This is a genomic window from Yeguia hominis, from assembly GCF_014384705.1.
Taxonomy (GTDB): Bacteria; Bacillota; Clostridia; order Oscillospirales; family Acutalibacteraceae; genus Yeguia; species Yeguia hominis.
Genome location: NZ_JACRSN010000022.1, coordinates 18,308 through 33,038 on the forward strand (window position 1 = coordinate 18,308; position 14,731 = coordinate 33,038).

Sequence of the window (14,731 nt, forward strand, 5' to 3'; positions counted from 1 at the left end):
CGGGACAAGCTTCTTTGCCCCGCCGGATAGAAACCATTCTGGAAAGGGGATTTTCTGTTATGAACAAAAGCCTGAGAAAAGCCGTCATTGCCGGCAACTGGAAAATGAACAAAAACCCGCAGGAAGCAACTGCGCTTCTGAATGAAATCGCACCGCTGGTGAAAGACGCCGGCTGTGATGTCGTCGCGTGCGTTCCGTTTATCGATCTGTACGCTGCGCTTGAAGCCACAAAAGGCACCAACATCAAAATCGGCGCTGAAAACTGCTACTGGGCAGAGTCCGGTGCGTTCACCGGAGAAATCTCCGCAAAAATGCTCGCTGATATCGGCGTACCGTATGTCATCATCGGCCACAGCGAACGCCGCACCTATTTCGGCGACACGGACGAAACCGTACAGAAGCGCACCCGCGGCGCACTTGATGCCGGTTTGACTGTCATCCTCTGCGTTGGAGAATATCTGGAACAGCGCGAGATGGGCATCACGGACGAAATCGTGGCAATGCAGACCAAAGTCGCACTGCAGGGCGTTTCCAAAGAAGAACTCAAGCGCATCATCATCGCTTACGAGCCGGTTTGGGCAATCGGTACCGGCCGCACCGCAACAGCTGACCAGGCAAACGAAGTTTGCGCCATGATCCGCAATGTTGTTGCCGGCCTTTATGATGAAGACGCTGCAAACGCACTGACCATCCAGTACGGTGGATCGATGAACGCAAAGAACGCAGCAGAACTCCTCTCTCGCCCGGATGTTGACGGCGGCCTGATCGGCGGCGCTTCTCTGAAAGCTCCGGACTTCGCAGCAATTGTTGACGCTGCTACCAAGGGCTAAGGGACGTTTTTCGCAGGGACGGCCACGGGTGCTTTCGCTTTTTGGAAAGTTCCGGCACCGTCCTGCATGACGAACCGCCAAACCAACGCTCCCGTGCCACATGCTGCACGGGAGCGTTTTAAGAAACAGGACAAAATCGGTTGATTTGTGTCTGGAAAGAAGGAAGAACATGAAAAAGCCCCTTATTTTGATTATTATGGACGGTTTCGGCATTGCTCCCCCGGAAGGGAACGCGATTGCCGCTGCCAATACGCCGAATCTTGACCGCCTGTTCCGTGAGAACCCCTGCACACAGATCGGTGCATCCGGCATGGATGTCGGACTGCCGGACGGCCAGATGGGCAACTCAGAAGTTGGTCACACCAATATCGGCGCCGGCCGAATTGTCTATCAGGAATTGACCCGCATTACCAAATCTATCGCGGACGGCGATTTCTTCCAGAACGAGGCATTCCTCGGCGCAATCGACAGTGCTGTGAAAAACGGAACTGCGCTGCATCTGATCGGATTGCTTTCTGACGGTGGTGTACACAGCCACAATTCTCATCTTTACGCGCTTGTCGAACTGGCAAAACGCCGCGGACTGAAAAAGGTCTATGTCCACGCTTTGCTGGACGGACGCGATGTTCCGCCGACTTCCGGAAAAGAATATGTCGCAGAGCTCGGCGAAAAGCTGAAAGAAATCGGAGTCGGCGAAATTGCAACCGTAATGGGCCGTTACTATGCCATGGATCGTGACAACCGTTGGGATCGTGTAGAAAAAGCCTATGCTGCTATGGTTTACGGCGAGGGTCTCAAAGCAGATTGCCCGGTCTGCGCGGTAGAGGAATCTTACAAAAACGACGTCACAGACGAATTCGTTGTTCCGACCGTCTGCACAGAAGGCGCAGAAATCGGCGCAAATGACTCCATCATCTTCTTTAACTTCCGGCCGGATCGCGCCCGTGAGATCACCCGCACGTTTGTCGACCCGGATTTTCAGGGCTTTGTGCGCAAAAAGGGCTATTTTCCCGTACACTATGTCTGCATGACGCAGTACGATGCGACCATGCCCAATGTGGAAGTTGCATTTAAGCCGCAGTCTTTGGAGAACACCTTCGGCAAATATATTTCCGACAAGGGCCTGACCCAGCTGCGAATTGCAGAAACGGAAAAATATGCGCATGTAACCTTCTTCTTTAACGGCGGCGTGGAAAAGCAGTATCCGAATGAGGATCGGAAGCTGATCAATTCGCCAAAGGTCGCGACCTATGACCTTAAGCCTGAAATGAGCGCTTATGAAGTAACCGATACCCTGCTCGGGTGCATCGCTGAAGACAAGTACGACGTGATCATCCTCAACTATGCAAACTGCGACATGGTTGGCCATACCGGTGTTTTCGACGCTGCGAAAGCTGCTGCGGAGACCGTGGATGTCTGTGTCGGAAAAGTTGTCGACGCGATTCTTGCCAAAGGCGGCGTGGCGCTCATTACCGCAGACCACGGCAATGCCGACAAGATGTATGAGCCGGACGGTTCTCCGTTCACAGCGCATTCCACGAACCCGGTTCCTTTCTGCGTGATTGGATATCCCTGCAAACTGCGTGAGGGCGGCCGTCTTGCCGACATCGCACCCACCATGCTGAAAATTCTCGGCCTGCCGCAGCCCGCGGAAATGACCGGAAAAAGCCTCGCAGAATAACGCTCTATCGCATTTTCCCGACCAGAAGCGATCCCGCTTTTGGTCGGGATTTTTTTGCATTCCGGCCTGGCAAAAACGATTGTTTCGCAATACAACGCTCAGTGTTTCGGTAAGCCATGCGCTTTCTGTGTAAACAGCCACTCTGCTTTCGGAAAAACACATGCAAAAAGAGAACACGCGTCGGAATCTGCACGACTCAATGTTCCGAATGCAGGCTTCGTCTCTGTCCGATTTTTTGCCGTTTTTTTTGCTTTTTTGAGGAGACTTCTTTTCCGGATTGCCGTCATAATAAAATCACTCCATTACCAAACACAAAATTGCAGGTGTTGTTCTATTATGAAGTCGCGTCGAAGAAGAGTCCGCCACCCGGCCGCCTGTTGGCTTGCCACTACCTTCCTGCTGCTTGCCGTGTGTTGCGCCGCCGTTGCAATGGCTGTATCCGGCGCTCCGGTATCTTTTCAGGCCTTACAAACACAGCTTCAGCCAGAAGGAGAGCCTGCGTCGGCGGATACCGGAAGCCACCTTCTCTCCGTCCCCCTTTTGGGACAGGGCACCGAGTACCCCACAGGCTGTGAAGTTGTCAGCGCAACCATGCTGCTTCAATATTGGAAAATTTCCGCTTCCGTCGATGCGGTCATTGCCGCATTGCCAAAAGGATCGATTGCGCAAGACGACACCGGCCTTTGGCACGGTCCGAACCCCAACGAAGCCTTTATCGGAACGCCTTATGCAGAAAGCAGCTTCGGCTGCTACGTACCGGTTCTTGCAGAAACGCTTTCCACGTTTTTGCCGGAAGGTTATACGCTGCAAACGGTAAGCGGACAACCGCTTTCAAGCCTTGCGCAAACCTATCTCTCAAACGGAATCCCGGTTTTAATCTGGGCAACTGTCGGCATGCAAGAGCCGGGCACAGGAGATTCCTGGGTACTTCCTGACGGAAACCAATTTACCTGGATCAGCGGAGAACACTGTCTGGTTCTGACAGGATATGACAAAGACGCTTACGATTTCAATGATCCAACCGGAGAGGGCGCGCAGGTTTCTTATCCCAAAGAATTGGCCGAAGACCGTTACCAGGCGCTTGCTTCCCAAGTGCTTGTGATTCTGCCGCCGGAATTCTCATCCTGAACCTATCCAATTTCGATACGCTTTAAAAAGGAAAATGCCGCTGCCTGAAAAAAGCAGGTAGCGGCATTCTTATTTGATATCTCAGACTGTCGATCAGGCTTTTCCTGCAGGCTCAAACTCAAACGCGATCATCTGCTCAATCGCAAGCGGCGGCATGGAAACCGTCGCTGTGCCGTCCCGGATTTCCGCTTCGACCGGCACGCAATCCGGCAGCAGGCAGGCGCGCTTCAGGGTTTTGCCGTTCAGGTTTACCGTCAGCCGGATGTCGTGCACCGGAACCGGCGGCGTCAGCGTCTGCAGGTTAATCAGCGTTACAATCGCACGGTCGTGATCCTCCTGCCAGAATTCAACTGCTTCCACTGCAGGCGGCGCTTCCATCGAAAACGCGCAAGGTTTGCCAAGCAGAGAACGAACCAAAGACAACACTGCCTGATCCTGGCTTTCCTGCCCCATGCTCTCCAGCGGCGCCGCCGTCCAGATGACGCGGCCTTTTCCGTAAGAATGCAGAACCACCGCCGGATTTTCAAGCGGAATTCCCGGGGGATCCGAATGAATAGAGGCAAATTTACTATGATCACTGGGAACCGTATACGGCAGCGTCGTTGTTGCAAGCACCGTCGCATCTGCAGCTGCCGTTACAAGCTGCTGCTGGTCGCAAACCGCGATCGGGTACTTCTCGCTTCCCATCGGAAGCAGTGTCTGCCCCGCAGCTGTAGGCGCAATGTATGTGATGTCTTCTTTGGTCAGCCCGATTTTTTCAACACCAAACACATCGCCCAAAAGAGCAGTGCTCGTATAGCCGCTCGCGTAGACACAGCCGCCTTTCCGGACATAACGCCGCAGATCTTCCGCCGCATCGGCCTGCAGCTGTAAAACATTTGGCAAAACGATAACCTGATACTTGTCCAGCGCGTCTTTAAAATTATGCTTGCTGACCACGCCATAAGGAACATGCGCCTCTTTGAAAATTCTGGCTGCACCGACTGCCGCAGTCAAATGCGGCATATCCGGGCGCATCTGGCTGCATGCAAGAACCGGTTTTCCGTTATTTTCAAAGCTCATTTTGGAATTGAGATCGAAATAAACCGCGACGTCCTGACACATTTTTCCGCCGAGGAATGGTTCATGGCGTTCAAAATTTTTGAAAATCGGTCCTACCGTCTCATAGACCGCCGGATTGAGCGTCCCGGTCGGATCAATCGCATCGATAAACAGGAACGCACCGTTGTGCGCCAGCGCAATCGCAGCCTGCTGTTCCAGCGCGCTTTTGGACTTGTTGGTCGTATGGTCGCGCAGGTCTGTGCAGCGGGAGGTATGGAATTCATAGCTTCCCGTCATGGAATAGAACAGCTTGCAGATAAACGACTGCTCCGGCAACCCGGCATAAAAGTCACCGCCGACATAATCACAGGCCAGACGATGCTTTTCGGATACGCCGCGCACCCAACCCTGTGTTACCGTAGAAAACTGATGGTTCGTGCTGACACCGGGCTTTTCCCGTTTCAAAACACCCGTCGCAAACGTTTGGAACTCGATCAGCCATTCTTCGCGCTTTTCCTGGAAGCGGGTCCAAACCGGATCCGACCAGTCGACGACGCGCGGCATCTGCCCACCGACTTCCGTTTCATAACGACGCTTGCAATGGTCGCAGTAGCAGACATCCGGCCAGAACGTCATGTCCAGAAACACGCCTTCAAAGTCATACGCATGCGCAAGCTCTGTCAGCTGCTTTTCAACGTAGTCCCGATACTGCGTGGAATTTGGACAGCACACGCCATATCGGCCGACATTGATATCCACCCAGGAGGTTCCGTTTACTTCGCGGGAATTCTTTCCGTCCTCGCGTAAAATTCGCCATTCCGGCCCCTGCGCATAAGCCCAGTTGTCATAGATCAGCGTATAGTACAGAATGACATCCATCCCCGCTTTATGGCAGCGATCCACAACTTCTCCGAAAATATCGCGTCCGTGAAGTCCAGGATGCATTTTCCCGTTTTTTGTCGGCCAATAGCAATAGCCGACATGGGAATTGGCATACACCATTGCACAGGAAACATTTGCCTTTTGCAGCATTGCGACATATTTTTCCGGATCGAAGGAAGCCATAAAGGAGTCATCCCAATCCTCAATATGCATATCAATCAGGTTGCGTCGATAATTCTTTTCATACCAAGCCACGCGGGTTCCCTCACTTTCTGTTTTTCATCATTTAAAAAGGCGGCAACCCTGCCGGGCTGCCGCCTTTCGGGAAGCATCAAATTATTTTACTGTAATCTGAACCCAGTGCAGACTGTGCCATCCGTCCTGATGAACCGTAACCCCGCCCAGGAACGAGGTCGTGCGAAGATGCGCATCACAGGCAAGCGGAAGCGTCTCTCCGGCAACCGTATAGTCCACAAGTTTCAGATCCAGATCCTGTTTTGCACGGATTTCCAGATCGGTTCCCGCCGCAACCAGCGTCCCTTCTCCGGTCTTTATGACAAAGAACGGACGCTCTCCGGTAACAGAAACACCGCACATCTGCAGCGTTTGCCGCTCTTTTGCCCAACCGCGGACAACTTCTCCGGTCTCGTTTTCCACTTCAATTTTGATCGGAATCTTCCGCGGCGGCAGCGGATCATCCGGGATCCAGTCTGTCGGCATCGTTTTTTCGTCCGTGCTCAACCGCTCTGTCAGGCGGATTTTACCGTTCTTCAGCGGAATGCATTCGTCATCCCGGTAGAAAAGATCCAGACTATGCAGCAATTTGGGATCGCAAAGAGACAGCGGGTCGCTCTCATTAAAGCCCATATGCCAGCGAATCCGGCCTTTTCCGACCTGTTCCACTCCGGGCAATTCCGGAATTTCACGATGGCGGGCAAATTCGCCGTTTTCATCCAGCTGCATATTGTCATTGTGCGCAAAGACCAGACCGCCGTCCGCTGCGAATTTCCGCAGGCGCTGCCAGGTTCCTTCTGCATATCCGAGCGCATAATACGGCGCGAAAACCGCCTTCGTATGGCGCAGATCGCACGTTGCAAAATCCCGGTCGTTGACACCCTTAAACGGAATTTTCTGCTCACGCAGATAAGCCGCATATTCATAACCGCCGCCAATCAGGCAGGTTTTGGGATAGATAAACACAATCTGTTCGTTGGCCGACTGATCAAACGAAAGCCCATTGAGCAGTGTCGCCCAGTTGCGCATGACCATCAGGCCGTGCCGCGGTGTTCCGTCCGGATGCGCGCAGCAGCCAAGTTCCAGATCCCAGTAGTCAACAAAACCGACTTTATACCGCCAGTTGACCATGCTCATATTCCAGTTCCAGGGCATCAGACCGCAGCCGCCAAATTTCAGTGTCCAGGCAAAACTTTTGCTGAGGTGATCTTCAAGATCGCGCTCTCCGGCCGGCGTTGCCGGTGTCGGCACCCAGGCTTCCTGCAGCAGGCACGGTTTGCCGGTACGGAAGGAATCCTTCGTTTTGCAGCATGGGACATGCTCTGACTGCCAATCCGCAGCTTCGCCGAGCGCCATGCTTTCACCGGCGGAATATGCCCCGATCCCGATCATCTGTCCGGTTCTGCCCCAGATTTTGCGCATTTCCGTCAGCCATTCCGAAGCCGGATACATCTCGGTATCCTTTTCATTGCAGATATCCCAGGTAATAGAAGCACAATCTCCCAGCCGGTCCATGATCTGGTTGGCAAATGCAAACTGCGCTTTCCGGTAGGCTTTGACCATCGTCATGCGCGAACTGCCAACCCAGTGTGCCGGGTTTGCCATCTCCGGACCGGTTTGTGTATATACTGTCGGCATCAAGATCAAATCCATGTTGGAAAACACGGCGACATGCGCCTCAATTGCACGCAGATGGCGCTCTGAAATCTCCGGTCCCTTTTCAAAGGAACGGTAAAAATCCCCATGGGTTTCCGCAAAAATCTCACCGGGCATCACGCGGAACCAGCCGGGCATGAAATAGTGGGTACGAATGATCACCATACCCTCTTCCCGGAGCTCCGCCGCATCTCCGGCAATCCGCAGCGGATTGGGATTGTGCCAGGTCAGGGAATATTGCGCGCGATCCTGCCAGTTTGTACCGTTGATCCAGCGGGAGGATGCAACGGTCTTGCCATCCCGGCTTTCCGCAAAATAGCAGCCATCCGCCGTCAGTCGCCGGGTCTTTTTCAGGCTCTCAGGATCCCAGGTTGCCAGAGCCGACTCTGTAAAATCCCGAACGGCGCCTTTGGAATCCACCAATTCAAACCGAACCGGCTGCAATAAAACATCTTTGCAGAACGAGACTTCCAGCGCGCCGTCCACAGGCTTCCACGCAACCGGCTTTTTTTCGCGCACTTCGTCCCGGGTTTGTGCCGACCGCAACGCACGAACATGCCAGCCTTCCGGCAGTGTTCCGTGAAGCGTCGGGGTAACGGAAACCGTATCACCGCTGTGCAGGGTTGCAAACGGCAGATCAATGTTTTCGAGAACCGCAGGCAGTGCAAGCCAGCGCAGCATTGCATCGACAACTGCGTCCGGCAGTTTTTCATCGAGAACACCCGTAAAAATTGCCCACGGCCGCGGAAGGATGCTCTGATCTTTGTTATAGGGGTTTCCCCAATATTTAGTCAACAAGAGAGACGGCATCAGCTTTCTGCCATCCGGTGCAACGACCCAACCCGCGGGGATCGTATCCCGGCAAATCGGACGTCCGTGATAAGACCGGCTGTCAATCAGTTCCAACTCCGGATGTGTCAGTTCCAAAGGAACCGTCGTTGTCAAATTCACACTGCGCTCCGGCATACAGCTGCGCAGTTGGACATCGCCCACCAGCTCCCGGTCAAATGACTGCTTCCAGTCATAGGCAACGTCCGAAAACGCCGGAGAGTACGGCGTAAGCCCAAGCCGTGCGCGAAAAACGTCCATCGGCATGGAAAGACGGCCCCAGCCTTCGTGGTTGCGCAGATCCCCCAACGTGCGGACAACCTCGTGCCACTCTCCGTTTTCACAAGTCATCGCCTTGTCAAACGGCATTCCGCCGATGTGCAGCAAACCGCCGCCCTGCGCAAAAAAGTCAAACAGCGCGTCTTCGAGTTCAATCGGATAATGCGCACCGTGCGCGTTATAGAAATATTCTCCGGTTGCCGCGCCGGAACGAATTTCTTCTGTGCTGGCGATGACGAGCTCGGCTTTTTTCGCCAATTCCGCAAGCATTTCCTCACAGCCGGGAGACTGCGGCATACCCGGCTGCTTCAGCACCAATAGTTTCATATTTTAAAAGAGAGAGTCCTTTTTGAATTCCACAAACGCTCAGAAAAATCCGAAAGAAACGTCTCTCCCTCACCGTCCTTTCCTTGTGAAATCAGGCTTTTTAAAACCGGAATGCGAACATCCGGAACTGCTTGAATCGGTCAATGAAAATCTTCACCTTGCCGTCCTCATAGCGGTACGCGACCGGCTTTTCGTCCGGCAGACTGCAAACTGCCTTGGGCGCCCGATCAGACGCAACCCAGACTTCCGTGTCGACCGCAGGCATGGTATGGAAATCCTCCTGCAAATTCACAAGGCTCAGGAGTTTTTCGTCTCCGTCTTCAAACAGGATGCATTCCACGGAATCCGCTGCATTTGCACCAAATGCAAACGGCTTTTCTCCCATCAATTCCCGGATGATTCCGGCAAAAATTTCGCTGTGCTGCGGGCAGATTACGCCCTCAATCGGTAATGCGCTCCAAATCACTGTGCCGTTTCCATACTGCGCTTTCAGAATTCCCGGCATATCGGTTGTCAGGTGGCTCGGCGGATTCGAATGAATGGAACCGTAGCGCTGCTCGCGGTCATATCCCTGGAACGGCGCTCCGTAGTAATCCAGCGGGAACGTCAGTTTCGGAGTCGGGACAGAATACGGCAGCGTGATGGTGGCCAGGACCTCGCCCTTCGGCGTTCCTGTAACCTTTGCAGCCCGCTTCTCAACCGGCAGCGGATGCGCTTTTGTAAATTCGCCGAGGAAAATGTCGGAGCCCTCTGTCGGCGCCATGTATGTAAAGTTTTCTTCCGTAAATCCGTCAAACGAAACGCCGAAGAATTCTTTCAGAAGTTCCGGCGCAGAATGCCCGCTGAAATAGAGCTTTCCGCCGTTTTCGACATATTTCTTGACCGCTTCACAGGCCGGCGCTTTCATGCCGGGATCATCCGGAATCACCAGGACATCGGCACGTTCGATCAAATCCAGCCGGCCGTTATTGATCACGCCGTAGGGGATGTGATGTTTCCGCAGCGCATTGGCAGCACCCATAATGGCACCGGCATGCGGGAATTCAACTTTATCCATCTCTGTATTGGCGTTTTGCGGAGAATCTGTGGAATAACCGTTGTTTTCGGCGTCCATCTTCCCGTTCAGATCGTAATAAAGAGAGACATTGTGAACCATCTCTCCACGCTTGAGGTACGGTTCATACTGCTCACTTTCCCGATAAATTTTACCCATTTTTTCATAGACGCGCGGATCAATCGTTCCAATCGGATCGATTGCATCGATCAGAAGCGCCGCGCCGTGATGCGCATATGTCATAAACACGCAAAGCCGCAGCAGATCCGGCGACTTTGTTGTCGTATGTTCTGCAAGCGTCGGGTAGCAGCGCGAAGTCATATACTGGAACGGCTGATTGGAGGTCAGATGATACCAGGCCTTGCAGGCAAACGACTGCTGTTCGATTCCGCCGTAAAGATCGGTACCGATATAATCGCTTGCTTTTGCAATCAATTCATTCTGGCCAAAGCGCCAATAGTGCATTGACGGGCCAAACTGATGCTCAACCGAGACTTCCGGTTTCCGCCTTTTGACCTCATCCGTTGCAAACTGCGCAAACTCGCCCATCCAGACATTCAGCTTCTCATGGAAGGTTCTCCAGCGCGGGTCGTTCCAATCCACGATCGTCGGCATCTCTCCGCCAACTTCTTTCTCCCAACGGGCCCGGCAGGAATCGCAGTAGCAGACCATCGGCCAAAACGGCATATCAAAGAACACACCGTCACAGGTAAAATAGTCGAGGAATTCTGCAATCTGCGCCGCTACAAATGCGCGGTATTCCATATTATTCGGGCAGCAGAGTCCATACCGGGAGCCCTTAAAGGTACACCCGCGGCCTTCGACATCCCGCATCTGCCACTGCGGATGCTTGAAATATTCTTCTGTATTATAAATCAGGCTGTAATAGAGGATCGTGCTCATGCCGTCCGCATTGCACAAATCAAAAAGATGTTTCATTTTATCTTCGCAGCCGACGAAGCCCTTGTGCATGGTACCGACTTTTGTCGGCCAATAGCAAAGTCCGGTATGTGCCTGCACATAGATCATCGGAGCATTGACATTCGCTGTCTTTAAGGCTTTAAAATAAGTCTCCGGGTCAAAGGAACGCATAAATTCGTCGTTCCAATCCGGAATATGCATATCCAAAAGGGTTCTGCGCAACTTATTTTGATACCATTTTCCCATAAACGATCCTCCTAAATCTTCATATAAAATTACCATTCCAGTTCAATTCCGTTGTCACTGTCCGCATCGGTTGTCATGCGTTTAATCAGGTTAACGGGGATTTCATAGGAGCATTCCCCTTCTTCGAGATTTCCTTCAATCATGTCCACCAGTTTTTGTGCGGCAACAACGCCCATCCGAAACTTCGGAACATTGATCGTGGTCAGTGCAGGGACTGCAATAGAGGAAACATAGGTATTATCAAACCCGATCAGCTTGATCGCATCCGGAATTTCGAGTCCGCTCTCTTTGAGCGCCTTCAGCGCACCGATTGCCATCTGGTCATTGCAGGAAAACACACCATCGAAATGGACGGCGTTGGTAATGAACCGCTTCATAGCAAGATATCCGCTGAGTGTGGTGTAATCTCCAAATTCGATCCGATCCGCGTGATAGGGCAGTCCTGCTTCCTGCAGCGCCTCTTTGTACCCGCAAAGACGGTCGTAAATTACGTCCATGGAGTTAGGGCCCGATATGACGGCAATATCCCTACAACCTTTTTCAATTAAGTACTCCGTCGCCATTTTTCCGCCGAGGAGATTGTTGACATGAACCGAATAAATGCCGTACCGCATTAAATTCCGTTCCAGACTTACAACAAATACGTTTTTATCGCCGGTTTTCAAATTTGCCAAGTACTCGAAATAACTTTTTTCCTTGTAGCTCGCCACGGTATCAATAATGATCCCGTCGACCTTGTTGTCCAGTAAAAGGGAAACACAGCGCTTCTCTTTTTCGAAAATAAAATCCGAAGCGTAAAACAAAATCTGATATCCGCGTTTGGAAGCATAGTTCTGGATTCCATTCATCACCTGCGGAATAAAAATCGACCCGATAGAGTTTACGACAACACCGATTGTTTTGGTGGTTCGGGTTTTCATATTCCGCGCGGTTACATCCACCCTGTAATTCAGCTCCGCAATCGCCTGATTGACGCGCTGTTTCAGCTCTTCGCTGACATACTTGGAGCTGTTGATTACATTGGAAACTGTGGAAATGGATACCCCTGCGCGCTTTGCTACATCTTTAATCGTTGCCATCTTTCACTCTCAAGTCCTATCTTTTTGAATTCCATAAAAAAACGTTTTTTACATTCGTTCATTGTAACATAGCAACGCAACAAAGACAACACTTATCGAAGGAGACAGCCTCCCGGATAGCGCAAGATCCGGAAGGCTGTCCGCTGTATTTTTCCGTTATACAGAAACGTTTAATTCAGTTCCGCCTTCACAGCAGCGACAGAAGCTGCGGCCTGTTCTGGCGTGATGGTTCCAGACATCAGATCGAAGATCCGGAGCTTGAGTTCCTCAATCACAGAAGTATCAAACGCCCAGTCTGCATAGTTCATCTGCGGGAGATCCATCTGGCGTGCAAAGGTGTGCTCCTTGAAGAGATCCTTTATCTCATACTCACCTGCCTGAATTTTTTCGTTGAACGTCTTGTTGACCGTATAGATCGGGGCATCCTCGAACTTCTTCTCCATACCGGTCAGATTGAAGGTGTAATCGATCCAGCAAGCCGCCGCGTCTTTCTCTGCGTCAGTTGCTGCAGAATTGACTGCATATGCATCGTTTGCAAAGAACATCTGGCCCTTCAGCGATTTGTCGTCGTCGATCGACGGCAGCGCCATGGAGTGAACTTCAAAGGGAACGCCATCGAATCCATCGGTGATGGACTCCGGCCACCAGGTACCGCAGTACATGAACATCGTTTTCCCGCCGGCCCATGCCTGGTTGACGCTCATGTGGTCGGACGTTTCCCAACCAGCGATCAAAGAACCGCTCTGACCGAGCTTCTGCAGCGCTGTGAAAACCTGGATGACTTCGTCGGAATTGTCCCATGTAACCGCACCGCTGTTCAGATCATCAATGATTTGCGGCGTCGCAATCTGCATGAACAGGTCGCCCATGAGGATCACGCCAGGCCAACGATCCAGTAAACCGAGAGACAGGGACTGGTGGCCAGCCGCGTTCAGCTTTTCATTCAGCGCGATAAATTCGTCCAGTGTCAGTTCGGTGTCCGGCGTAAGGCCAAGACCCAATTCCTGATTGTATTTCTCGTTGTAATAGAGCGTGTTCCAGTAGCCGCCTGTAGAACGGGCAACGGCATACAGAGAGCCGTCCTTTGAGCAGGCGTCATAGATATCATCGAAGCTCATCTCTTTCCAGCCATACTGCTCGGAATACGCATCCAAATTCGCGAGTGCGCCGGCTGCATAGAGATCGTTGAGCTGCGAACCTACCTTCGGACGAAGGATGGTCGGCGCCGTGCCTGCCTGCACCGCAATGGTGGTCTGCTCTTTCAGCTCATCATCCTGATAGAGTGTGTATTCGATTTCGTACTGCGGGAACGCTTTGCTGAAGTCCTCGTAGTAGCTCATCTCGTTCTCCAGCGGCGCATTCAGCCACGCGGTGATTTTGGTAACCTCGCCGGTTGCAGAAGCCTCAGAGGATTCCTCTGCAGATGCACTGCTATCGCTGGATGCCGCTTCGGACGACGCTGCCGACGAAGCAGGGGTGTTGCTCGCGCATGCGCCAAATACCATCAGTACGGCAAGGGCAAGCGCCAACACGGAAATGAATTTCTTGAACATTTGCTTACCTCCTTAAATCGTAGCCCATGTCGGGCCAATTTTATAATGAATACCAAAACCAGGTATTCTTGACAGACTTATGCGTTTCCGACTTTGCGATCCACATAGTCGCGGAAACGGTTGAAAATTGCGGTAAACACCAGAATCAGCACAAACAGCACAACGGCAATTGCACAGCCATAACCAAACCGGTTCTCTGTAAAGGCAATGCGGTACATCAGAATGGATGTCGTTTTTGTCGCAATTCCGGGGCCGCCCTGCGTCATGACATAGATGATATCAAACGCCTTAAAGCCGCCAATCAGGTTAATTGCGGAACCGCTGAGCACGGTCGGCATCAACAGCGGCAGGACAACGTGCCAGAATGTCCGAAAGCGTCCGGCACCGTCGATGGAGGCAGCCTCCAGAAGATCCGGTGGAATATTCATCATCGCTGCACAGGTCATCACCATTCCAAATCCGGACCACTGCCAGATAACCGGTACAAACGTCCAGAACAGCGCTGTATCCACATTGCTCAGATACTGAATCGGGTTAATCGGGTCGATCAGTCCGAATACGCTGAGCACGCTGTTGATTAGTCCGAGGTTCGGGTCATAAATCAGCTGCCACAAAAGTGCGATGGAAACATAAGACATCATCATCGGCATAAAGAGAACCGTCCGGAACACGCCGGAAACAGCACGGTTCGGGGAGAGGTATTCCACCATGATCGCATAGATCAGTCCGGTCAGCGGCAAAATCACCACCGACATCGCGACCCAAATGAAGGTAATCTTGATGGAAGTCCAAAAATCATCGCTCTTGAAGAGTTTGGCAAAATTCTGAACTCCAATAAAATTGGCCTCTGCTAAACCGTTCCAGTCCGTGAGGGAAATCCGGAACGAATCCAGCATCGGATAGAATAAAAAGACGCACAGTAAAATTAGCGACGGAATCAGGTACAGGTACGGCTCCGCAGTCCGGAGCGGATGCAGTTTTCTTTTCAGCAT

At 52.3% G+C, this 14,731-nt stretch carries 9 protein-coding genes; 3 read left to right on the top strand and 6 right to left on the bottom strand.

All coding sequences use genetic code 11. The annotated features are described in order from the left end of the window. Positions 1-59 precede the first annotated feature (59 nt). From tpiA to IAG03_RS12300, 3 genes are all read left to right on the top strand, one after another. Positions 60-830 (top strand): triose-phosphate isomerase, encoded by a 771-nt coding sequence (tpiA, locus tag IAG03_RS12290; RefSeq protein WP_249320327.1) that lies wholly within the window; start codon positions 60-62, stop codon positions 828-830. A 169-nt stretch (positions 831-999) separates the two neighbouring features. Then, the gene (gene gpmI, locus IAG03_RS12295) at positions 1,000-2,511 is read left to right on the top strand and encodes a 2,3-bisphosphoglycerate-independent phosphoglycerate mutase (RefSeq protein WP_249320328.1); all 1,512 of its coding nucleotides are present in this window, start codon (positions 1,000-1,002) and stop codon (positions 2,509-2,511) included. Positions 2,512-2,847: 336 nt separating this feature from the next. After that, positions 2,848-3,639, top strand: coding sequence for a C39 family peptidase (locus IAG03_RS12300; protein ID WP_249320329.1), 792 nt, complete (start codon positions 2,848-2,850; stop codon positions 3,637-3,639). Positions 3,640-3,732: 93 nt separating this feature from the next. On the opposite strand, the gene IAG03_RS14440 is transcribed toward IAG03_RS12300, so the two are convergent. The 6 genes from IAG03_RS14440 to IAG03_RS12330 all read right to left on the bottom strand — a co-directional run bounded on the left by IAG03_RS14440 (position 3,733) and on the right by IAG03_RS12330 (position 14,731). Continuing rightward, positions 3,733-5,817: an alpha-L-fucosidase gene (locus IAG03_RS14440; protein ID WP_249320330.1), complete on the bottom strand. Its 2,085-nt coding sequence runs from the start codon at positions 5,815-5,817 to the stop codon at positions 3,733-3,735. An 81-nt stretch (positions 5,818-5,898) separates the two neighbouring features. Then, complete coding sequence (locus IAG03_RS12310; protein WP_249320331.1) at positions 5,899-8,886, bottom strand: hypothetical protein; 2,988 nt, start codon at positions 8,884-8,886, stop codon at positions 5,899-5,901. A 100-nt stretch (positions 8,887-8,986) separates the two neighbouring features. Beyond that, complete coding sequence (locus tag IAG03_RS12315; protein WP_249320332.1) at positions 8,987-11,107, bottom strand: alpha-amylase family protein; 2,121 nt, start codon at positions 11,105-11,107, stop codon at positions 8,987-8,989. A 29-nt stretch (positions 11,108-11,136) separates the two neighbouring features. Further along, on the bottom strand, positions 11,137-12,186 hold the full coding sequence (locus IAG03_RS12320) for a LacI family DNA-binding transcriptional regulator (protein ID WP_249320333.1): 1,050 nt from the start codon (positions 12,184-12,186) through the stop codon (positions 11,137-11,139). 170 nt (positions 12,187-12,356) lie between these two features. Further along, positions 12,357-13,739: an ABC transporter substrate-binding protein gene (locus IAG03_RS12325; protein ID WP_249320334.1), complete on the bottom strand. Its 1,383-nt coding sequence runs from the start codon at positions 13,737-13,739 to the stop codon at positions 12,357-12,359. A 77-nt stretch (positions 13,740-13,816) separates the two neighbouring features. Further along, positions 13,817-14,731: a carbohydrate ABC transporter permease gene (locus tag IAG03_RS12330; protein ID WP_249320335.1), complete on the bottom strand. Its 915-nt coding sequence runs from the start codon at positions 14,729-14,731 to the stop codon at positions 13,817-13,819.